Here is a 21,113-nt window from a genome sequence, read left to right as displayed (position 1 = left end):
CGACGAGTACGGTGCGCGCAGGGCGGCGGGCCTGTCCGGAACGTGCTCTGAAACGTGCGCGGTCTAAGTACACGGGGTGTCCTCTCGGTGGGCGAGTTGCGGCAATGAGGAAACCCTCGGCCCGGTGCCGGCGCAAGAGTTGTGACACGGAACGGATCCACGGGGTGATCCACGGGGGATCCACGGGGTGCTACCGCTGCCCCGCCCGGAACGCACGGCGGTAGGCGCCGGGGGTGGTGCCCAGGGCGCTGAGGAAGCGCCTGCGGAGGTTGGTGGCCGAGGAGAGGCCGACGCGGCGGGCGACGGCGTCCAGCGGGAGGTCGGAGGATTCCAGCAGCTCCCTGGCCGCTGTGATCCGCCGGGCCAGCAGCCACTGCCCGGGGCTGGTGCCGAGCTGATCGGTGAACCTCCGGGCCAGGGTGCGTGCCGAGATGCCCGCATGTGCGGCGAGGTCGTCGAGGGCCAGCGGTTCGCCGAGTCTGCCGGTGGCCCACTCCAGCAGTGGCGCGAGGGTCCCCTCTATCTGCAAGGGGTGCGGCGGCGCCGCGTACTGCAGCTGCCCGCCCTCGCGGTGGGGCGGCATGACCATGCTCCGTGCGACATCCGCTGCGTAGCGGGCGCCGTGGTCGGTGCGGACCAGGTGCAGGCACAGGTCGATTCCGGCCCCGGAACCCGCGCTGGTGGCCACGTCACCGTGATCCACGTAGAGCACGTCCGCAGCGAACCCGACCGCCGGGAAGCGCGCGGCGAACTCCTGCGCCAGCGCCCAGTGCGTGGTGGCCTGCCGACCGTCCAGCAGACCGGCCTGCGCCACGGCGAAGGCTCCGGAGCAGATGCTGACGACCCGCGCCCCGCGGGAGTGCGCGCGGCGCAGGGCGCGGAGCACCGCCGGCGAAGGCTCCCCGTCGGTGGGCAGCCACCCCGGGACGATCACGGTGTCCGCCCGGTCGAGCGCGTCCAGCCCGTCGGTCACCAGCATGTCGTACCCGGCGCGGGTCGGGACCGGGCCGGGGTTCTCCGTGCAGACGCCGAACGCGTAGCGGGCGGGCAGCTCTCGTCGCTCGATCCCGAAGACCTCGGCTGCGCACGCGAGCTCGAAGGTGGATTGCGGGGGATGGACGAGGGCCACTACGCGGTGCACATGCATGGCAGGAAAGTACCGCAGCATGTCATTCTTGACACTCGGCGAGGCGACGGCGGTCGGTCAGGCTTTCCCCATGGCCACAGAACAGAGCACTTTCGCCTCCACCTCCGCCCCCACCTCGGTCTCCGCCTCCGCCTCCGCCTATACGTGGTCCGCCCTGCAGGACGCTCCGGTTCGCGAGCTCTTCCCCGGCATCCGCCTGCGCACGCTGTGGAGCGGCGACCAGGGCGCGACGGCCCATGTACTGGAGATGGACCCCGGCACGTGCTGGCAGGGAGTGGATCTCCACGAGCCGGGTCCCGAAGAGGTCTACGTGATCTCCGGCATCTTCAACGACGGCGACCGCGACTATCCGGCGGGCTCCTTCATCCACGCCCCGGCAGGCTCCTCACACGTCCCGCAGACGACGACCGGCTGCACGCTGTTCCTCTTCTACCCCGAGGGCTAGCGACGTGCCCTCGGCGCCCGGCCCCGTGGGATGGGATCCTGGTCGCGTGAACCTGGAGGACCTCGTCCGGCTGCGCCGGGCCCGTGACCGGATGGACCGCGACTACGCGAAGCCGCTCGACGTGCCGGCGCTCGCGCGCGCCGCCCTGATGTCGACGGGCCATTTCTCCCGCAGCTTCCGCGCCGCCTTCGGGGAGACGCCGTACAGCTACTTGATGACGCGCCGGATCGAGCGGGCGAAGGCGCTGCTGCGGCGGGGTGACCTGACGGTGACGGAGGTCTGCTTCGAGGTCGGCTGTACGTCGCTGGGGTCGTTCAGCTCACGGTTCACCGAGCTGGTGGGCGAGAGCCCGAGCGCGTACCGGGCCCGCCGCCATGACGACGGCGCCGCCATCCCGCCCTGCATCGCCAAGATCCACACGCGACCGGTCAGAAATGGAGAAGCGAAACCCGACCCCCGCCCGTAGCGTGAAACGCATGGACATCAAGCTTTCAGCGTGCTTCATCGCCGTCGACGACCACGACAAGGCGCTCGCCTTCTACCGGGACGTGCTCGGCCTGGAGGTGCGCAACGACGTCGGGTTCGAAGGGATGCGCTGGGTGACCGTCGGCGCGCCGTCGCAGCCCGACGTGAACATCGTGCTCGAACCGCCCCTCGCGGACCCGAACGCCTCGCCCGCCGACAGGCAGGCCATGGCGGAACTGCTGGCCAAGGGCCAGCTGCGCGGTGTCATCTTCCACACCGACGACTGCGACGCCACCTTCGAGCGCATCCGCGCCGCGGGCGGCGAGGTGCTGCAGGAGCCGGTCGACCAGCCGTACGGCGTCCGCGACTGCGCCTTCCGCGATCCCTCCGGCAACATGCTGCGCTTCACCCAGCCTCGCAAGCAGTGATCTCTGCGCCCGCGGACCGGGCGCCACCCCGCCGACGACTTCCGCTCGCGCCGCGTCCCGGCCCGGCGCGAAGTGCACGAGAGGCCCGACCGCGAAGGCCGCCCGACCGCGATGGCGGCCCGCGTAACCGATGGAGATACGAAACACGATGAGCACGGCCAAGAGGGCGAACACGAAGTCGCCCGCGCCGCACACCGCCGACAGCCACGACCTGATCCGCGTGCACGGCGCGCGCGTGAACAACCTCAAGGACGTCAGCATCGAGATCCCCAAGCGCCGGCTGACGGTGTTCACCGGCGTCTCCGGCTCGGGCAAGAGCTCGCTGGTGTTCGACACGATCGCCGCGGAGTCGCAGCGGCTGATCAACGAGACCTACAGCGCCTTCGTACAGGGCTTCATGCCCACGCTGGCGCGGCCCGAGGTCGACGTGCTCGACGGGCTGACGACCGCGATAATCGTCGACCAGCAGCGGCTGGGTGCCGATCCCCGCTCCACCGTCGGCACCGTCACCGACGCCAACGCGATGCTGCGCATCCTCTTCAGCCGGCTCGGGAAGCCGCACATCGGCCCGCCCAGCGCGTACTCCTTCAACACCGCCTCGGTCCGGGCGAGCGGCGCGATCACGGTCGAGCGCGGCACCAAGAAGGCGGTGAAGGCGACCTACCAGCGCACCGGTGGCATGTGCCCGCGCTGCGAGGGCCGGGGCGCGGTCTCGGACATCGATCTCACCCAGCTCTACGACGACTCCAAGTCGCTCAACGAGGGTGCGCTCACAATCCCCGGCTACAGCATGGACGGCTGGTACGGCCGCATCTTCGCCGGCTGCGGCTTCTTCGACCCGGACAAGCCCATCCGTAAGTACACCAAGCGGGAGCTGCACGACCTCCTCCACAAGGAGCCGACCAAGATCAAGGTCGCCGGGATCAACCTGACGTACGAGGGGCTGATCCCCAAGATCCAGAAGTCGATGCTGTCGAAGGACATCGACGCGCTGCAGCCGCACGTCCGGGCGTTCGTGGAGCGGGCGACGACGTTCGCCACCTGCCCCGAGTGCGACGGCACCCGGCTCAGCGAAGGGGCCCGGTCGTCGAAGATCAAGAAGGTCAGCATCGCCGACGCCTGCGCGATGGAGATCAGAGACCTCGCCGAGTGGGTCCGCGGTCTCAAGGAGCCCTCGGTGGCGCCGCTGCTCACCGCACTGCAGGGGACTCTCGACTCGTTCGTGGAGATCGGTCTCGGCTACCTCTCGCTCGACCGGCCCTCGGGCACGCTGTCCGGCGGCGAGGCGCAGCGCGTCAAGATGATCCGCCACCTCGGCTCCTCGCTCACCGACGTCACGTACGTCTTCGACGAGCCCACCACGGGCCTGCACCCCCACGACATCCAGCGGATGAACGACCTGCTGCTCCGGCTGCGGGACAAGGGCAACACGGTGCTCGTCGTGGAGCACAAGCCGCAGGCGATCGCGATCGCCGACCACGTCGTCGACCTCGGGCCCGGCGCCGGTACGGGGGGCGGCACCGTCTGCTTCGAGGGCACCGTGGAGGGGCTGCGGGCGGGCGGCACCGTCACCGGCCGCCATCTCGACGACCGGGCAGGCCTCAAGGAGACGGTGCGCAAGCCCACCGGGAAGCTTCCGGTCCGCGGCGCGACGGAGCACAACCTCCGGAACGTGGACGTCGACATCCCGCTCGGCGTGCTGACCGTCGTCACCGGCGTCGCCGGCTCCGGCAAGAGCTCGCTCGTGCACGGATCGATCCCCGGCGATCAGGGAGTGGTCTCGGTCGACCAGGGCTCGATTCGCGGCTCCCGGCGCAGCAACCCGGCGACGTACACCGGGCTGCTCGACCCGATCCGCAAGGCGTTCGCGAAGGCCAACGGCGTGAAGCCGGCCCTCTTCAGCGCCAACTCCGAGGGTGCCTGCCCCACTTGCAACGGTGCCGGCGTCATCTACACCGACCTGGCGATGATGGCCGGTGTCGCCACCACCTGCGAGGACTGCGAGGGCAAGCGGTTCGACGCATCGGTCCTCGACTACCACCTCGGCGGTCGCGACATCAGCGAGGTGCTGGCGATGCCGGTGACCGAGGCCGAGGAGTTCTTCGCCGACGGCGAGGCGCGCATCCCGGCCGCGCACAAGATCCTCACCCGGCTCGCCGACGTCGGTCTCGGCTACCTCACCCTCGGCCAGCCGCTCACCACGCTGTCCGGCGGCGAACGGCAGCGCCTCAGGCTCGCGACGCACATGGCCGAAAAGGGCGGCGTCTACATCCTCGACGAGCCGACCACCGGCCTGCACCTCGCCGACGTCGAGCAGCTCCTCGGCCTGCTCGACCGGCTCGTCGACTCCGGCAAGTCGGTCATCGTCGTCGAGCACCACCCGGCGGTCATGGCGCACGCCGACTGGATCATCGACCTCGGCCCCGGCGCCGGCCACGACGGCGGCCGCATCGTCTTCGAGGGCACACCCGCCGACCTCGTCGCCGCCCGCTCCACCCTCACGGGCGAGCATCTCGCGGAGTACGTGGGCGCCTGACCGACACCTTGGGCCGGCCATGTCCCGCTATATCCGGCCATGAGGGTACACGGCACCCCATGGCCGGTCGGCCGCTCCCACCTGGTCCTCACGACCGGGCCGGTTACAGACGCCTCACCCGGGTACGCGAAGTACCCCACCTCACACAACGGAGGGCGCACTATGGCACCGCGCACAGCCCTGTTCACCTCCCTGGCGGCAGCCGCCGCACTCGCCTGCGCCGCGGGCCCCGCGGCCGCGGCCCCCGCCCAGGACACGTCCGTGACGGCAGGCGTTCCCCCGTGCGTCTCGACGGACAACTACAACGACGCTTCCGGAAAGGTCGCATGGGTGTGGAACGCCTGCGGCAACACCCAGAAGGCGCGGGTCGTCATCGGCTGGGGGCCCGACAGCGACTGCTTCACCATCCCTCCGGGCACGGGAGCGGCGTACCACTACACCTTCGGTAACTACGGCACGACGGAAACCTGCTGAGCCGCAGCGGCGGCTCAGGGCCGCATCCCGGCGCACGGTACGCGAGGGGATCCGGGCCGTCGTGGTGAGCCGGCCTCAGGTGATGGGGGTCATGCTCTTCTTGGCCAGTTCGTAGGCCGGGAGCATCTCCTTGTGCTCCTCCGTGTCGAGCCCGCCCAAGTGCACGATGGTCACGCCCTTCGGCGTCTTCACGGCGAGGGCCCGCTGCTGCCTCGGCTCGTCCGTGAGGGCGCTCTTCTGCGTGTAGACCACTTCCGAGGCGGGAAGGTCGTCGCCGGCCTTGATCTCGCTGATCTTCTGCTCGGTGACGTCCTTCTCCTCGGCCATGTACGTCTCCAGCGTCCGGCGTGCCGAGGAGTCGGTCCGGTCCGTGGTCCATACGCGCATGAAGCCGATATTGCCCGCGGGCTTGGCATCGAGTTCGCAGGCACCCCTGAATGCCGGGTGGCCGGAGATTTTCGCCAGGAGCTTTCCGTCCTCGGCAGAGAGGCCCGAGGGCTTCCATGCCTTGGCCAGCTCGAAGGACACCGGGAGCTCGCAGGCCGAGCCGGCGGGGCCGATCCGGGTGACCTTCTTCGCGTCCGGCTTGCCGGTGTTGTTCGCGGCCCTCTCGGACTTCGCGGCCGTTTCGGCCGGGGCCGTGGACTCCCGGGTGGTGTCGCCACCCTTTTCGGCGGCCGACGAGCAGCCGGACAGGACGCCGACCGTGAGTGCGGCGGAGACCGCACTCCGCGTGAGCTTGCGCATGGAACCTTTCCTCATGGAATGAATCAACCACGCAAATTTAGCGTCAAATCCGGAGAGTTCCCAACCGTTATTCCGATGCCCCCTGTCAGCGGATAAGCGAGCCGTGCCCGACGGGAGCGGACCCCGCCGGGCACGGCAATGGGCATGGAACGCGGATACGGGCCGAGTACGGGCCGGTACGGACCTGAGTACGGGCCGGGTACAGGCCCGCTAGATGTTCCAGTAGTGATCCGCCCACGTGCCGCACGGCCACTGAATGGCCTTCTCGCCCTGCACGCGGCTCGCGCCGGGGATGGCGAGGCACTGGCCGCTGTTCCAGTTCACCAAGCGCGTGCCGTTGCCGGTGACGTCGATGCCCCAGTAGTGGTCCGCCCAGGTGCCGCACGGCCACTGGATGACCTGGGTGCCCGGGTTGGTGCTGGCCCCCGGTACGCCCAGGCACTGCTGACTGTTGAGGTTTCTTATGCGGTAGTAGTTGCGGCCTCCGTTGTTGAACGCGTACTCGAACTGCCAGTAGTGGTCCCGCCAGCTGCCGCAGCCCCACTGGATGAGCCCGATGCCGTTCTCGGTGCTGCCGCCGGGTACGGCCAGGCAGTGGGCGCTGTTGGCGTTGCGGATCCAGCCGTAGGAGAGGGCGCCGTCCGTGCCGGGCTTGGTGTCCGGTACGGCGGCGGAGGCTCCGGTGATGCCGGAGGTGAGCAGCGTCGCGGCGGCGGCCGCCACGACTCCCAGGAGGCGATAGCGCGACTTCATGTGTCCCCTTCCTCGTACGAGAGAAGTGCCTGGATCATGAGTCGTACATGCCGTGCCTGCCCTCGGTCCGGAGCCGGGCCCGGCCTTGCCCGGACCGGACCGGGCAAGGCCGCACGCTATAGCTGTTCGCCGGGAATCGGCAGGGGCCTGATGGGGCCCCTGCAAGTTGGCGGGTTCCGTACGCGGCCGCCGGGGCAACGACCGGCACCGTGCGGCCGGCCGTGCGGCTCTTCGAGGGCGACAGCAGCGAGGTGTCGACGTGGCTGGAGGACGGCACGGCCGACGCCGCCGGGCCGCACGTCCACATCCGCGACCTGGAGGACGACCCGTTCCTGATCTCCCCCAACGGCTGTGAAGTCCGCGTCCGTACGATCCACAACCTGGCCGGGCTGCGCTTCGCTCCCACTCACCGGGTACGGGACCTGGCGACCCTGATCAGCATGGTGCAGGCGGGTATCGGCGTGACCGTGCTGTCCGAGGTCTCCCGCTCTCTGCCGGGGCCGCCCCGGCCGACCACCCCGCCCCGTCGGCCATGCCCGCGAAGGCAAGGGCCTCCTGAGCCGTGCATCGGCGCGTTCCTCCCTGCCCGAGGCTTCCGGTCGCGCGTCTCGGGGAACAGCTCTGTGCATCGAGGATCGGGTGAGCAGCGCCGTGGCCGGCGCGACAGGAGGGCCTGCGATGTCAAAGGCTTCGGGCGAGCACCCCTTGGTCGTCTCGGACGAGGTGCGCGAGGCGCTGGACCGGAGCCGGCCGGTGGTGGCCCTCGAATCGACGATCATCGCGCACGGCCTGCCCGGGCCACGGAACCTGCAGGTGGCGGAGGAGCTGGAAGAGCTCGTACGGGCCGGTGGCGCCGTCCCAGCGACGGTGGCGGTGCTGGACGGGCGGCCCCATGTCGGGCTGGACAAGGCGCAATTGGCGCACGTGGCGGGCGTGGCGCGCGCGGCGGGCGAGAGCGGGCTCCGCAAGCTGGGGCACCGCGATCTGGCACCGGCGGTCGCGGCGGGGGCGAGCGGGGCGACGACGGTGTCCGCGACCGCCTTTCTGGCAGCCCGGGCCGGGATCCGCGTCTTCGCGACGGGCGGCCTCGGCGGCGTCCATCGTGAGTGGGCGCAGACCCAGGACGAGTCGGCGGACCTGCACCTGCTGGCGAGAGTACGGATCGCGGTCGTCTGCGCAGGGGTGAAGTCGGTCCTGGACGTGCCGGCGACCCTGCAGCGCCTGGAGACGCTGGGTGTCGGCGTGCTGGGATTCCGGACGACGGAATTCCCGGGCTTCTACCTCAGCCGCTCGGGAGAGCCGGTCGGCTGGACAGCCGGGTCCGCGGCGGAGGTGGCCGGTGTGCTGCGCGCTCAGGATGCGCTCGGCGGCCCGCCTTCGGCCTTGATCGTCGCGAATCCGGTGCCCGCAGCGGAACAGCTCGACCCGGCCCTGCACGACCGGGTGCTGGCGCAGGCCCTGGCGGCGTGTGCGAGTGAGGGGGTCACCGGACAGGCGGTCACCCCGTTCCTCCTCGACTACCTCGTCCGGCACACCGACGGCGCGTCCTTGGAGGCCAACGTGGCCGCGGTGCGGGGCAACGTGCGACTGGCGGCCGAGATCGCGACGGCGTACGCCGTATGAGCGGTGCCGGCAGCGCGACGCTGCTCGTCGTGGGTGACGTGGTGACCGACATCGTCGCCCGGCACCGCACGCCGCTGGCTCCCGCGACGGACACGGCGGCCCGCATCGCCACCCTCCCGGGCGGTGCAGGCGCCAACGTGGCCTGCTGGGCCGCCCGCTCGGGCGCCCGCGACGTACGCATCCTGGCCCGCGTGGGCGCGGATACAGCGGACGGGCACGAGCGTGCGCTCCGTGCCGCCGGCGTCCGCCCGCACCTGGTCGTCGACCCCGAGACACCCACCGGCACGGTCATCTCCCTGGTCGGCCCGGACGGCGAGCGGACGTTCCTCACCGACAGCGGAGCGGTGCTGCGCCTGTCGGCCGCCGACTGGAGTGACGACCTCCTGGCCGGAACCGGCCATCTGCACGTCTCCGGCTATCTCTTCTTCGCCGACACGAGCCGTAGGGCCGCCCGGCTGGCGATGGACGCGGCCCGCGCCCGCTCCGTGCCGGTGAGCGTCGACCCGGCCTCCGCCGGCTTCATCGCCCGCTTCGGCGTGGACCGCTTCCTCGCGGCCGTGGCAGGAGCGGACACGCTCCTGCCCAATCACGATGAAGCCGCGCTCCTCACCGGTCTGCCGGATCCGGCCGACGCAGCGGCCAAGCTGAGCCGGCACTTCCCCCTCGTGGTCTCCACGCAGGGCTCCCGGGGCGCGCTGGTCGCCGCCTCCGGCGCGGTCGTCGCGCGCGTCCCGGCCGAGCCGGCCACCGCCGTGGACACCACGGGTGCGGGCGACGCCTTCACCGGAGCCTTCCTCGCCGCCCGCCTGGCGGGCCGGGACCCGGCCGCGGCCGCACGTCAGGGCTGCCGGGCCGGCGCCGAAGCGGTCACCCTCATCGGCGCTCGCCCCCGTTCCCGTTCCCGTCCCCCGGAGGATCCCCCGGAACGGGCAACTCCCTCCGGCCGCTCCTCCTGACGCCGTCCTCGGCTCCCGTGTCCACCGACCGGTGGACACAAGGTCCGACCTGTCGGTGCTGTCGGCGTCCACAGGCCCTGGACCAGCATGAATGCCATGAACAATCTCCCTGTACGCATGGCCCGCTGGAGCGCCCTGCGCCCCTGGCGCGCCATCTCCGGCTGGTTCCTCTTCGTGGTGCTCTGTCTCGGGGCCGGAGCCGGCATCGGTGGCAACCCCGCCAAGAGCGAGGACTTCCGCATCGGCGAAGCGGGCCGTGCCGAGGCGATGGCCACCGAGGGAGGACTACAGCAGCGGCCCGTGGAGCACGTACTCATCTCCGGGAAGCCGGGGAAGACCGGGGAGCCCGGGAAGACCGCCACGAGCGGCCGTCCCGGCCTCGATCAGTCCGTCGCCGCGGCCGCAGCCCGCGACATCGGCGACCGCATGCGCAAGCTGCCCGAAGTCGCCTCCGTGGCCGCCCCCGTCCGGTCCGCCGACGGCGCGGCCCTGCGGATCGCCGTGACCCTCAAGGGTCCTGAGCTGGACGGCAAGAAACACGTCGAACCGCTGCGCGCGCAGACGGCTGCGACACAGACGGCCCACCCAGGCCTGCTGATCGAGGAGACGGGCAGTCCGTCCATCAGCAAGGGGGTCGAGAAGCAGCGCGGCAGCGACCTCTCTCGCACCGAGCTGATCGCGCTGCCCGTCACCCTCCTCACCCTGCTGTTCGTGTTCCGGTCCGCGGCCATGGCCACGGTGCCGATCCTGCTGGCGCTCTCCTCGATCGCCGCGGCCGTCGGCCTGTCGATGCTCGCCTCCCACGCCTTCCCGGACGCCGGCGTCGGCACCAACGTCATCCTGCTGATCGGCATGGCCGTCGGCGTGGACTACACCCTCTTCTACCTCAAGCGGGAACGCGAGGAGCGGGCCCGCTCGGGCGGCAGGCTGAGCACACAGGCCGTGGTGGAGCTGGCCGCCGCCACCTCCGGCCGGGCCGTCGTCGTATCCGGGCTCGCCGTGGCGGTCTCCAGTGCCACGCTGTACCTGGCCGACGACGTCATCTTCTCCTCGATCGCCACCGGTGCGATCCTCGTCTGCCTGGTCGCCGTCGCCAGCTCGCTCACCGTGCTGCCCGCGCTGATCGCCAAGCTCGGTGCCCGCGCCGAGCGCCGATCGGTTCGCAAGTCCGGGCGCGGCACGCCCGTACGGACGCCGAAGTCCGGCACCGGCCGTATCACGGCCGCCCTCCTGCGTCCCGCGAGCAGGCGTCCCGCCGCCACCCTGTGCGTCACTGTTCTCGCCCTGCTCGCCCTGGCGAGCCCGCTCCTGGGCCTCAACCTCACCGACATGGGACGCGAGACCCACTCCCGCCGGATTCCGGCCATGCAGACGTACGACCGGCTGAACCGGGCGTTCCCGGAGCTGAAGTCCATGCACCAGGTCGTCGTACGCGCCGAGCCCGGCCGCGCGGGCGAGGTGGCCGGCGCGCTGCGCGAACTCGCCCGGCGCGCCGGGAACGACCCCGCCCTCGCCGGTTCGGCGGAGCTCCGCGTGTCGCCGGACCGGCGGATCAGCCTCCTGGAACTCCCCGTTCCGCACTATGTGAGCTCCGCGGCCGCGCAGCAGTCCCTGCAGCGTATGCGGACGGACTACGTGCCGGCGACCGTCGGCTCACTGACCGGCGTGCGGTCCGGAGTGACCGGGGACGTCGCCCGCTACGCGGACTACCCGGCCCACCAGAAGGGGAAGCTGCCGCTGGTCATCGGGTCCCTGCTGCTGGTGACCTTCGCCATGACGGTGTGGGCGTTCCGCTCCGTGGTTCTGGGTCTGATCGGCACGGCCCTGAACCTGCTCTCGGCCGGCGCCTCGCTGGGCCTGCTGGTCCTGGTCTTCCAGGGCAGCTGGGCCGAGGGGCTCCTCGGCTTCACCTCCACCGGGTCCATCGGCTCCCGGGTCCCGCTTCTCCTGTTCGTGATCCTCTTCGGCCTGTCGATGGACTATCAGGTGTTCGTCATCAGCCGCATCAGGGAGACGGCCTTGAGCGGGGTACCGACCCGCAAGGCCGTGCTCGACGGCATCCGCAGCTCGGCCGGCGTGGTGACCAGTGCCGCGTTCGTGATGGTGACGATCTTCGCTGCCTTCGTCTTCCTGCACATCATGGAGATGAAGCAGATGGGCTTCGCCCTGGCGGTGGCCGTGCTGCTCGACGCCGTCGTCATCCGGGCGATGCTGCTGCCCGCCTTCATGCTGCTCCTCGGCGAGGCCAGTTGGTGGCCCTCGCGCGGCATGCGCAGGGCTCGAGCGGCCGTCCCCGCTGCCCGAACTCCCGTGTCAGTAGGCTGACCAGCATGAACTCCCCGCCGCAGCCACCCGGCCATCAGCACTGGATACGCAGGCTCCGCCGGTGGAACGCCGTCTGCTGGGTGCTCCTCGGCCTGGCGCCCTCGGCCATCGGGGTCCAGAACGACTCCGGCGCGCCGAAGTACGGGGCGCTGGCCGTGCTCGCCGTGCTCGCCGCCGGATACGCGACCGCGGAGCTGGTCCCCGGCAACCGGGTGCTGCGGCCGGCCGGGTACCTGTGGGTGCTGGCCCTCGGCCTGGGCGCGATGGCCGGTCTTCCGGGCGGCGGCGCGGCACTGTTCATCGTGTCGCTCCCCCACTTCTGGATCTTCGCCCGCCGTCCGCGGTCCGCCGTCGTGCTGAGCGGCGTCGCGGCGGCGGCGACCGTGGCGGGCAGCATCGCGCGCAGCGGGGAGTTCTTCAGCGGCAACGCCGCCTTCGCTCTCATCGGCTACGCGGCCGGTGTGCTGGTGGGGCTGATGGTGTACCGGATCGTGCGGGAGGGCGACGAACGGACCCACCTGCTGGGCGCGGAGCTGGAGGACGCCCAGCAGCGGCTGGCCGAGGCGCACCGGCGTCAGGGCGCCGTCGAGGAGCGCGAGCGGCTCGCGCGGGAGATCCACGACACCCTGGCCCAGGGCTTCGCCTCCATCATCGTCCTCGCGGAGGCGGCCCGTTCGCACCTCGCCACGGATCCGGGCCGGGCCGCCCAGCAGCTGCTCTCGATCGAGCAGACCGCCCGCGAGAACTTCGCCGAGGCACGGGTCCTGGTGGGCTCGGCACCGCAGAGCGGCCTGGCCCCCGGCTCGGTCGCTCTGACTCTGCGGCGGACCCTGGACCGATTCGCCGAGGACACGGGCCTCACCGTCGACGCGGAACTCCCGGACATCGACTGCGACCAGCAGACCCGGATCGCCCTGCTGCGCTGCACCCAGGAGTCCCTGGCCAACGTGCGCAAGCACGCGGCCGCCTCCACCGTGGGCGTCGTCCTCGGCCTGCACCCCCACGGCGTCGAACTGGAGATCACCGACGACGGCTGCGGCTTCGTCGTCGAGGAGGCCGGCGGCTTCGGCCTGGACGGCATGCGCAAGCGCCTGGCCGAACTCGGCGGTGAGCTCACCGTCACAAGCTCTCCCGGGGACGGCACCCGCGTCCTCGCCCTGCTTCCCGCGAACGGCCAGGTGTGACATGACGGAACCGACGGAACCGAACGAGGCCCCCCGGGGCAGCCGGCTGCGCGTCATCGTGGCGGACGACCACACCGTCATGCGCGCGGGAGTGGTCGCGCTGCTGGCATCGGAGCCCGCCATCGAGATCGTCGGCGAGGCGGGCGACGGCCGCGAGGCCGTCGAACTCGCCGAGAGGCTCCGTCCCGACGTGGCGCTGATCGACCTGCGCATGCCCGTCCTGGACGGGGTGGCCGCGACCGCCGAGATCGCCAAGGGCGGGACGGGCACCCGGGTGCTGATCCTGACGACGTACGACACCGACGCCGAGATCGAGCGCGCGGTCGAGGCCGGTGCCATCGGCTACCTCCTCAAGGACACCACGCGGGACCAGCTCGCCGACGCCATCCGGTCCGCGGCCCGCGGCGAGACCGTCCTGGCACCCCGGGTCGCACAGAAGCTGGTGGCCCGCATGCGGCGGCCGGCCCGGGTCCCGCTGACCTCCCGCGAGGCCGACGTCCTCAACGCGGTCGCCGACGGACTCTCCAACGCCGACATCGGCAAGCGCCTCGTCATCGCCGAAGCCACGGTGAAGACCCACCTGCTGCGGGTCTTCGCCAAGCTCGGCGTCAGTGACCGTACGCACGCAGTGGTCGTCGCCATCGAACGGGGTCTGCTGCAGCGGCCCGGACGGGACGCACTCGGCTGAAGAGGCAGGACCGGCCGACACGTTCGGTCACAGGACTCTGAGCAGCGCCAGGGCCTGGTGGTCGGGAGTGCCGGGCGCGGCGGTGTAGACGACTAGGCGGAGGGCCGAGCCTGTGGCTTCCAGTACGTCGCAGTCGAGCGTCAGCCGTCCGACTTCGGGGTGCTGGACGGACTTACGCTGCGAGGTGCTCGCGGCGACATCGGTGCGGGCCCACAGTTCCGCGAAGCGGGGGGCCGCTCGTAGTTCGTCGGCGAGTTCGCACAGCCGGGGGTCGCCGGGGAAGCGTCCGAGGCTCGCACGCAGGCCGGCGGCGGCGCACGCCTCGAAGTCCGCGGCTTCGGCGGGTGTACGGATCACTCGTGAGGGGCGTCCGGTGAAGTGCCGTCGCAGGACGTTGCGTTCTCCGTCCAGGCCCGCCGCCTCGTCGCCGGCAGCCGGTCGGTGATCCCGCTGCAGTCCCGGCGTGACGTGGGCGAGCGCGACGGCGGGTGTGGGCGGCGCGAGGCTGAAAGTCCGGCCAGCGTGGCGAGCTCCTGATGGCGCAGGCCGGGCGCGCGGCGGCGCGGCCCCGCCGGCAGCCCGGCCTGGGCTGGCGCCAGGCGGTCGCGCCAGGCGCGCAGGCCCCGGGTGCCCGGCGGGGAGCGGATACGGCGGATATGAACGCCCTGCCGGTCGCCGCGCCACGTCCGCGGCCGGCCGATCCGCCGGAGGGGCCTCCCTGGAGTCGCCGGAGCGTGCTGAAGGTGTGAAACAGCAGCTCCTCGCGATGCAGGGGAACCTCGCGAGGGTACGCATCGCGAAACACCTCTCATGTCCCGGCATCAGGAGAAGGCGCATCTCGTGACACAGTTTTCCGACGGAATCAAGAAGGCCCTTGACGGCAAGGTGTTCCCTACCTTGGTCACCATTCAGCCCGACGGCAGCCCTCAAACGACGCCCGTGTGCGTCAAGCGGGAAGGTGGCGATGTGCTCATCTCCACCACGGTGGACCGACGCAAGACGCACAATATGCAGCGTGACCCTCGCGTGAGCGTCATGGTCCAGCCCCTCGACAACCCGTACGTGTACGCGGAACTGCGCGGTACCGCCACCGTGAGCACCGAGGGCGGCCAGGAACTCGCCGACGAGCTCTCGCGCAAGTACACAGGAATGAGCTATGCCGAGTTCTACCCGGAATCGGTCAACGAAGGTCAGCGCGTCGTCGTACGCGTCACCGTCAACAAGGTCGTAGGCACTCTCTGAGCTACCGTCTCCGACCGCTCACGCCCGGGGCCCTGCCTTCATGAACGACTTGGCGAACAGCATCTGCGATGACGGCAGCCGCGGTGTCGATGTCTTGTGTGCTGTGGGCAGCAGTGACATTCAGTCTGAGTCGGGCGGTGCCGGGCTGGACGACAGGAGGCCCGACCGCCACGATGAACACCCCTCTCTCCTGGCAGAGTTGGGCCACATCGACAGCGGTCTCCGGCTCCCCGAGAATGACCGGCACGATGGCGCTTCTGGTCGCCGTGGCACGAAGCCCCTCGGCTTGCAGCCGTTGCACGAGGCGTTCGATGTTGTGACGCAGCTTGGTGCGCCGCTGAACCCCTTCCTCCTGCAGCAAGCGGATGGATTCCAGGGCAGCAGCTGTGGTCGGCGGGGAGATGGCGCCGCTGAAGACATAGGCACGGACCGACTGCCGCAAGGCTTCGATCACTTCGTGGCTGCCGGCGATGAACCCGCCTGCGGAGGGGATGGTTTTACTCAGGGTGCCCATGAGGAGGTCGATGGTGCCGGGCATGGCGTAGTGGTCTTCGATGCCGCCGCCGTGCGGGCCGATGACACCAAGGCTGTGTGCTTCGTCGACGAACAGCAACGCTCCGAATCTTCGGCACAGCTCGGAGGCGGTCGGCAGGTCGAACAGGTCGCCATCCATGCTGAACACGCCGTCAGCGATGACGAGCTTCGTCGCCCCCGGTGGGGCCTGCTGCAGGAGTTCTTCCAGGTGCGCCATGTCGTTGTGCCGGTAGACCTTGAGGGTCGCTCCGGTGTGCTTGGCCGCTGCGCAACCGTCAATGATGCTGGCGTGGTTCAGCTGGTCCGACAGCAGCCAGTCGCCGGGGCCGAGCAGGGAAGAGATGACGGAGTAGTTGGTCGCGAAGCCGGAGCTCATCACGATCGCGGATTCTCGTCCGGTCCATCGGGCGATCTCCGCTTCCAGTTCGGTGTGCAGGGTCAGGCTGGCTCCGCCGACACGAGACCCGTGACACCCGGTGCCGTATGCGTCAACGGCGTTCTTCGCAGCTTGACTGATGCGTGGATGGCCGAGCAGACCGAGATAGTCGTAGGTAGCCAGCATGATCTGGTCCGCACCATCGGAGAACTGCACCCGGACGCCGTCGAGATCGGCGATGGTCTTCGCATACATGGTGCGGGCCGCACCAGTGTGTGCTGCCCGTTTCTGCAGGCGGACGACAATTCGGGACATGCTCTCCCGAGCGTGAGAACTGAGTTCAGGTTCCGACACGAGGTGACCTCCGGGGAACACCCAGGTCCGACATGACTGACGGGCAATCGGTGACGGTACGGGGTGAGAGTGCCGCGTTCGGCTTTCCCGGCGAGTTACACACGTAAACAATTCCGGCGCAATCGGGTGATCCTGGATATCTGTCGTTTGTGTCGTACGGCATGGGGAAACTGAGTTTTACCGTCGTCGAGCTGGGCCCCCTTCCCCCGATGGGGCAGGCATGCCCATAAGGCTCGATCATCCGGGAGGCATGCATGACGGTTACCAGTGTCCACAGCGAACTGGAAGAGCACCGCGAGGAAAACACTCGCCAAGATTTGGTTCAGAGAGTAAAGGAAAAGCTGCGCGATACTGGAGTGGAATTTATCCATTACCAGGCCGTGACCCTGAGTGGACGTGTCGTCGGAAAGCTGGGCTGCGCGCGGCATCTGGCTCAGAATGTCGAAAACGGCGTGCGCTTGCACCCCGCCCTCATGGCTGATGCGCGAGTCGACCGTAACGGCAATCTGCTCGGGGTCTCTCCCGAGGATCCCGAGTGCGTCGCCATGCCGGACCTGGATTCTTTTGGGGTTTTTCCTTGGGACCCCAGCACTGGTTTTTTCTTCTGCCGCCTCTACCATCACACTCGGCTTGCAAGTGAGCGCGCCGGTCGGTTGCTGGCGACCGATGCGCGCAGCAATCTCAAACGAGTACATGCAGGGTTCACTGCTCGCACCGGACTCCATCTGCGTAGTGGCTGTGAATCCGAAGTGACCTGGTCCGACGTTTCGCCGAAGCCCCACCACCAGCCAGGAGGCCCCACCACACTTTTGCACTTGGAAAGCCTCAAGGATTACCAGGAGGTCTACCAGCGCGTCATCAGGTACGGCCACGCTCTCGGGCTGGACATGACGGAGGGAAATGGTGACGAGCCTGGACAGCTTGAACTGAACTGGCAGTACGACCAAGCTGAGCTCACCGCTGATCGACTGATCCTGCATCGCCAGATCTGTCGGCAAGTCGCCCGGGAACTGGGCTGCAAAGTCAGCTTCATGCCCAAGCCCGCCCCGGACCACCTGGGCAACGGATGCCATCACAACATCAGCCTCTGGGCCGGGGACCGTAACACCTTCATCGACCCGGACCTGTCGCATCTCCACCTCACCGAGACAGGACGGCACGCTCTGGGTGGCATTCTCACTCACACAGCCGCAGCCTCAGCGATCATGGCGCCAACCGTCAACTCGTACAAACGCTACTGGCACACCGGCCAGTTCGCCCCGATGCAAGCCGACTGGGGGCTGGACAACAAGACCTGCGCGGTACGGCTGCCGGACATCGGACGGCTGGAAGTCAAGACTCCTGACGCCATGGTCAACCCTTACCTCTCGCACGCTGTTCTGATCGCAGCGATCGAGGACGGCCTGGTCCATCAAATCGACCCCGGTCCGCCGCAAGATGCCGAGCGTGCCTCCGATCGATTTTCACCGCTTCCGCTGTCACTGAGCGAAGCCCTGGACCAGTTCATCGCTGCCCCTTTGCTCATCCAGGCACTCGGGCCGGAACTCGCAAGGCTGTATCACAGCTTCCGTTCCGAGGAATGGATGCGATTCTGCGGAGCCGTCACCGACTGGGAGCACCTGACTTACAGCCAAGAAGGATGCTGAACGACGGAGTGAAGACGGAGCACGACATGGCAGATCCCCAGTGCGGACAAGAAATTGATGAACCGTTGCCGCTGGAGGAGGTGGACCTGTCCGACTGTGACAGGTTCCTCGACGGCATCACCCCGTGGCGGATGTTCCGCACCTTGCGCCGTCATGCCCCCATTCACTGGCAGACCGGGCCGGAGCCCGGCAGGGGGTTTTGGGCAGTAACCCGGCATGAGGACATTGTCCGTATCGAAGGTGATACTGAAACTTTCACCGGAACCAAGCTGGCAACCCTGGAAGATGCGGACGACGAACAGGTCGCGGCGAGGCGTTCCCTTGCAGAAACCGATGGTCCACGCCACACGGCACTACGACACCTGCTGCAGAGGAGGTTCACCAGACGGGCGGTCGCCGACTGCGAAGAGTCTCTGCGTAATCTGACGCATGACATCCTTGACGCAGCCTTGGGTAAGGGTCCGTTCGACTTTGCCACCACAGTATCCGCCGCTCTGCCCATCCATGTGTTCGCCCGATTCCTGGGCATTCCTCATAGTGACACCGAAAAGCTGATCACTTACGCCGGCCGGATGTTCGGCAACACTGATCCCGAGTACGCGGAAGTGCTGAGAGACAGCAAAGAGGCTCAACAGTACCGGCACTTGCCCTACAGCAGTCCTGCCGCCCTGGACGTCTATTCCTTCGGCCGTGAGCTCGCAACCCGCCGCAAGAACGGTGACGGCACCGACTTGGTCAGCCTACTCGTCAACCAAGTGCCCAAAGATGGTGTACCGCTTTCTCAGGCAGACTTCGACAACTACTTCCTGACGCTGGTTGTCGCCAGCAGCGAGACAACTCAGCATGCAATTTCGCACACGCTTCTTGCTCTGATCAACTACCCCCAGCAACTGGCCAGGCTGCAGGAGGACCCGTCTCTCGTCCCCGGAGCCGTGGAAGAGTTCCTTCGGTGGGCATCTCCCGCTTACCACATCCGCCGTACCGCGACTCGGGACACCGAGCTCGGAGGAAAGCACGTCAAGGCCGGCGACAAAGTGGTTCTGTGGCTCGCCTCGGGTAACCGTGATGAGCGAGTGTTCGACAGGCCGCACGACTTCGATGTCGCTCGGCGAAACGTCGATCACCTGACGTTCGGAGCGAACGGGCCACATGTGTGCCTCGGAAACTGGCTGGCCCGCCTGGAGCTGCAAATTCTTTTCGAAGAGCTCCTGCCCAGATTGGCAAGCATTCGCCTCGCGGGAGAGGTGCAACGCCTCCGCTCCAATTACGTCAACGCCATCAAAAAACTCCCCGTCGATCTGACCCTCACCTAGCTTCACGGATCGAACGGATTATCAGAAGGGCGCGCGATGATCATCTGCGGTCTCAAGCTTACCCACGATGGCGCTATCGCGCTGCTGGACAATGATTCCTTGGTCTTCAGCGTCGAGATGGAAAAGATCGACAACAACCCCCGCTACAGCGAGATTGCAGACTTCCAGGTCGTCGAGCGCACCCTGAAGGATTTCGGGTACAAGCCCGAAGATGTCGATCAATGGGTCGTCGACGGGTGGGACGGCCGCGAGGCCGGGTATACGTCCCTACTCCTGCGCGAGGGAGAGCCAGAAATTCTCCGGCTCGCGCCCTACCATGAGAACGACTCGATCACCAACCTCCTTCAGCCGGGGTGGCAGGGAGTATTTCACACCGACTCGGAGTCCATTTCGTACCACAGTTACGTCCATCTGGCCGGACATCTGGCCAGCGCGTACTGCACAAGCCCGTTCGCCCGCAATGATGAAAGCTCGTTCGTCCTCGTCTGGGATGGTGGCTGCTTTCCCCGTCTCTACTTCGTGGACCCGCAGCAGGGGGTGGAAAACGGCGGCTACGTGTTTCCTCTGATCGGGCATGCCTATGCGATCTGCACTTCCTATTTTGGCCCGTACCGGCGCGAGGGGAAGCCGAGCCTGCAGGAAGATCTGTCGATCGCCGGCAAGCTGATGGCGTACGTCGCACTGGGAAACCCGGTGGACGAAGTGATCGAAGTGCTGCGCGAGGAGTTTGCAAGGTATTTCGAGGCCGACACTTCCGAATCCGTGCACTACCGCCATTCCCTCGGCGGGTGGGGAACTCGCGCCGAGGAACCATATGTGCATGACTTCTACCAATCAGTAGCGGCGCGACTCGGCGAGAAACGCTGCACGGACGAAGATGTGCTGGCGTCGATCCATCAGTTCCTTGAGGAACTGCTGGTGGAACGGGTCGCAGCAAAGGCGAGACAGTGGAAAGGGGAAGGCCCATGGAATCTCTGCTTCGTCGGGGGCTGCGCGCTGAACATCAAGTGGAACAGCGCTCTGCGTTCGCATCCGATTTTCCAGAGCGTATGGGTGCCTCCATTTCCCAACGATTCCGGCTCTGCCATCGGAGCCGCTTGCGCTCACATGATGGCCACGGACGGTATCGGTCCCATTGCGTGGCACGCCCGGCTCGGGCCTGACATCAAGCCCTCGGAGCCTCTCCCCGGATGGACGGGAAGGCGCTGTTCGCCTGCAGAACTCGGACAGGTCTTGCATGAGACCGGTGAGCCGGTCGTCGTAGTGCACGATCGCGCGGAGCTCGGGCCTCGCGCCCTCGGGCGCCGCAGCATCCTCGCTGCGGCAACCGAAGCGGCGATGAAAGACCGGCTCAACACGGTCAAGGGCCGGGAGTACTATCGGCCGGTAGCTCCCATCTGTCTCGAGGAGCATGCTCCGGAAATCTTCTCCCCGGGTACTCCCGATCCCTTGATGCTCTTCGACCACAGAATCCGTAGCCCCTGGGCAGAGCGCATCCCGGCGATCGTCCACCTTGACGGAACCGCACGCCTGCAGACTGTCAGCGAAGCGGACGACCCGACTCTCTGGGCCGTCCTCAGTGAATACCACCGGCTGAGCGGGATTCCGGTGCTGTGCAACACCAGCGCGAACTTCAATGGCAGAGGATTCTTTCCGGACGTGGCTTCGGCCATGAAGTGGGGGAAAGTCAGCCGGGTATGGAGCGAGGGAGTGCTTTATCTTCGGCAGGAGAGCGTTTGCGAGTAGCGTCCATGAACGCCCGACCTGCTGGGTCGCCGGCCGTCGGCGCCTGCTGCTGGAGATCGTCGACGCGGTCGCCACCCCGTGAGCAGCGGGTGAGGCAGCGTCGACAGCCACGTTGGCTGCCACGTTGACGG

At 68.4% G+C, this 21,113-nt stretch carries 19 protein-coding genes and 1 pseudogene; 15 read left to right on the top strand and 5 right to left on the bottom strand.

The features are described 5' to 3' along the window. Nucleotides 1–190 precede the first annotated feature (190 nt). On the bottom strand, nt 191–1,147 hold the full coding sequence (locus tag FGW37_RS31915; RefSeq protein WP_179084260.1) for a GlxA family transcriptional regulator: 957 nt from the start codon (nt 1,145–1,147) through the stop codon (nt 191–193). A 70-nt stretch (nt 1,148–1,217) separates the two neighbouring features. Here FGW37_RS31915 and FGW37_RS31910 point away from each other — a divergent pair, with 70 nt between their 5' ends. The 5 genes from FGW37_RS31910 (at nt 1,218) to FGW37_RS31890 (ending at nt 5,495) form a co-directional block, all read left to right on the top strand. Continuing rightward, nucleotides 1,218–1,592, top strand: coding sequence for a cupin domain-containing protein (locus tag FGW37_RS31910; protein ID WP_218650622.1), 375 nt, complete (start codon nt 1,218–1,220; stop codon nt 1,590–1,592). A gap of 46 nt (nt 1,593–1,638) precedes the next feature. Continuing rightward, complete coding sequence (locus FGW37_RS31905; RefSeq protein ID WP_179084258.1) at nt 1,639–2,058, top strand: helix-turn-helix transcriptional regulator; 420 nt, start codon at nt 1,639–1,641, stop codon at nt 2,056–2,058. A gap of 10 nt (nt 2,059–2,068) precedes the next feature. Next, nucleotides 2,069–2,485, top strand: coding sequence for a VOC family protein (locus tag FGW37_RS31900; RefSeq protein WP_179084257.1), 417 nt, complete (start codon nt 2,069–2,071; stop codon nt 2,483–2,485). 148 nt (nt 2,486–2,633) lie between these two features. After that, nucleotides 2,634–5,021: an ATP-binding cassette domain-containing protein gene (locus tag FGW37_RS31895; protein WP_179084256.1), complete on the top strand. Its 2,388-nt coding sequence runs from the start codon at nt 2,634–2,636 to the stop codon at nt 5,019–5,021. A 162-nt stretch (nt 5,022–5,183) separates the two neighbouring features. Then, nucleotides 5,184–5,495, top strand: coding sequence for a hypothetical protein (locus FGW37_RS31890; protein ID WP_179084255.1), 312 nt, complete (start codon nt 5,184–5,186; stop codon nt 5,493–5,495). 75 nt (nt 5,496–5,570) lie between these two features. Here the strand turns inward: FGW37_RS31890 and FGW37_RS31885 are convergent, their stop codons facing one another. Further along, nucleotides 5,571–6,242: a lipoprotein gene (locus tag FGW37_RS31885; protein WP_179084254.1), complete on the bottom strand. Its 672-nt coding sequence runs from the start codon at nt 6,240–6,242 to the stop codon at nt 5,571–5,573. Nucleotides 6,243–6,452: 210 nt separating this feature from the next. Then, the gene (locus FGW37_RS31880; RefSeq protein ID WP_179084253.1) at nt 6,453–6,995 is read right to left on the bottom strand and encodes an RICIN domain-containing protein; all 543 of its coding nucleotides are present in this window, start codon (nt 6,993–6,995) and stop codon (nt 6,453–6,455) included. A 209-nt stretch (nt 6,996–7,204) separates the two neighbouring features. Between FGW37_RS31880 and FGW37_RS33670 the strand changes: the two are divergent. From FGW37_RS33670 to FGW37_RS31850, 6 genes and pseudogenes are all read left to right on the top strand, one after another. After that, nucleotides 7,205–7,468 (top strand): annotated as a pseudogene (locus FGW37_RS33670) (LysR family transcriptional regulator substrate-binding protein); the annotation flags it as partial. Between the two features lie 205 nt (nt 7,469–7,673). Next, nucleotides 7,674–8,618: a pseudouridine-5'-phosphate glycosidase gene (locus FGW37_RS31870; protein ID WP_179084252.1), complete on the top strand. Its 945-nt coding sequence runs from the start codon at nt 7,674–7,676 to the stop codon at nt 8,616–8,618. Next, nucleotides 8,615–9,574, top strand: coding sequence for a carbohydrate kinase family protein (locus tag FGW37_RS31865; protein ID WP_179084251.1), 960 nt, complete (start codon nt 8,615–8,617; stop codon nt 9,572–9,574). The genes FGW37_RS31870 and FGW37_RS31865 overlap by 4 nt, the downstream gene beginning before the upstream one ends. A 96-nt stretch (nt 9,575–9,670) precedes the next feature. After that, nucleotides 9,671–11,899, top strand: a complete 2,229-nt coding sequence (locus FGW37_RS31860; protein WP_179084250.1) for an MMPL family transporter — start codon at nt 9,671–9,673, stop codon at nt 11,897–11,899. Nucleotides 11,900–11,904: 5 nt separating this feature from the next. Next, nucleotides 11,905–13,083, top strand: coding sequence for a sensor histidine kinase (locus FGW37_RS31855; RefSeq protein WP_179084249.1), 1,179 nt, complete (start codon nt 11,905–11,907; stop codon nt 13,081–13,083). Nucleotide 13,084: 1 nt separating this feature from the next. Next, on the top strand, nt 13,085–13,771 hold the full coding sequence (locus FGW37_RS31850) for a response regulator (protein WP_179084248.1): 687 nt from the start codon (nt 13,085–13,087) through the stop codon (nt 13,769–13,771). A 27-nt stretch (nt 13,772–13,798) separates the two neighbouring features. Here the strand turns inward: FGW37_RS31850 and FGW37_RS31845 are convergent, their stop codons facing one another. Further along, nucleotides 13,799–14,566, bottom strand: a complete 768-nt coding sequence (locus tag FGW37_RS31845; protein ID WP_343067213.1) for an MmyB family transcriptional regulator — start codon at nt 14,564–14,566, stop codon at nt 13,799–13,801. 15 nt (nt 14,567–14,581) lie between these two features. Between FGW37_RS31845 and FGW37_RS31840 the strand changes: the two genes are divergently transcribed. After that, nucleotides 14,582–15,013, top strand: a complete 432-nt coding sequence (locus FGW37_RS31840) for a PPOX class F420-dependent oxidoreductase (RefSeq protein WP_179084247.1) — start codon at nt 14,582–14,584, stop codon at nt 15,011–15,013. A 1-nt stretch (nt 15,014) separates the two neighbouring features. On the opposite strand, the gene FGW37_RS31835 is transcribed toward FGW37_RS31840, so the two are convergent. Continuing rightward, nucleotides 15,015–16,238, bottom strand: a complete 1,224-nt coding sequence (locus FGW37_RS31835) for an aminotransferase class I/II-fold pyridoxal phosphate-dependent enzyme (RefSeq protein WP_179084246.1) — start codon at nt 16,236–16,238, stop codon at nt 15,015–15,017. Between the two features lie 293 nt (nt 16,239–16,531). On the opposite strand from FGW37_RS31835, the gene FGW37_RS31830 reads away from it, so the two are divergent. Genes FGW37_RS31830 through FGW37_RS31820 form a run of 3 tightly spaced genes read left to right on the top strand, consistent with a single transcriptional unit; the run spans nt 16,532 to nt 20,982 of the window. Further along, nucleotides 16,532–17,923: a glutamine synthetase family protein gene (locus FGW37_RS31830; protein ID WP_179084245.1), complete on the top strand. Its 1,392-nt coding sequence runs from the start codon at nt 16,532–16,534 to the stop codon at nt 17,921–17,923. Between the two features lie 26 nt (nt 17,924–17,949). After that, entirely contained in the window at nt 17,950–19,236 is a 1,287-nt protein-coding gene (locus FGW37_RS31825) for a cytochrome P450 (protein ID WP_179084244.1), read from the top strand. A 36-nt stretch (nt 19,237–19,272) separates the two neighbouring features. Continuing rightward, a complete protein-coding gene (locus FGW37_RS31820) occupies nt 19,273–20,982 on the top strand; it encodes a carbamoyltransferase N-terminal domain-containing protein (RefSeq protein WP_179084243.1) in 1,710 nt (569 codons plus the stop codon). Nucleotides 20,983–21,113: the final 131 nt, after the last annotated feature.

This window comes from Streptomyces rectiverticillatus (genome assembly GCF_013394065.1).
Lineage (GTDB): Bacteria > Actinomycetota > Actinomycetes > Streptomycetales > Streptomycetaceae > Streptomyces > Streptomyces rectiverticillatus.
Note: the sequence above shows the minus strand (reverse complement) of the source record. Positions and strands in the feature narration are given on the sequence as shown.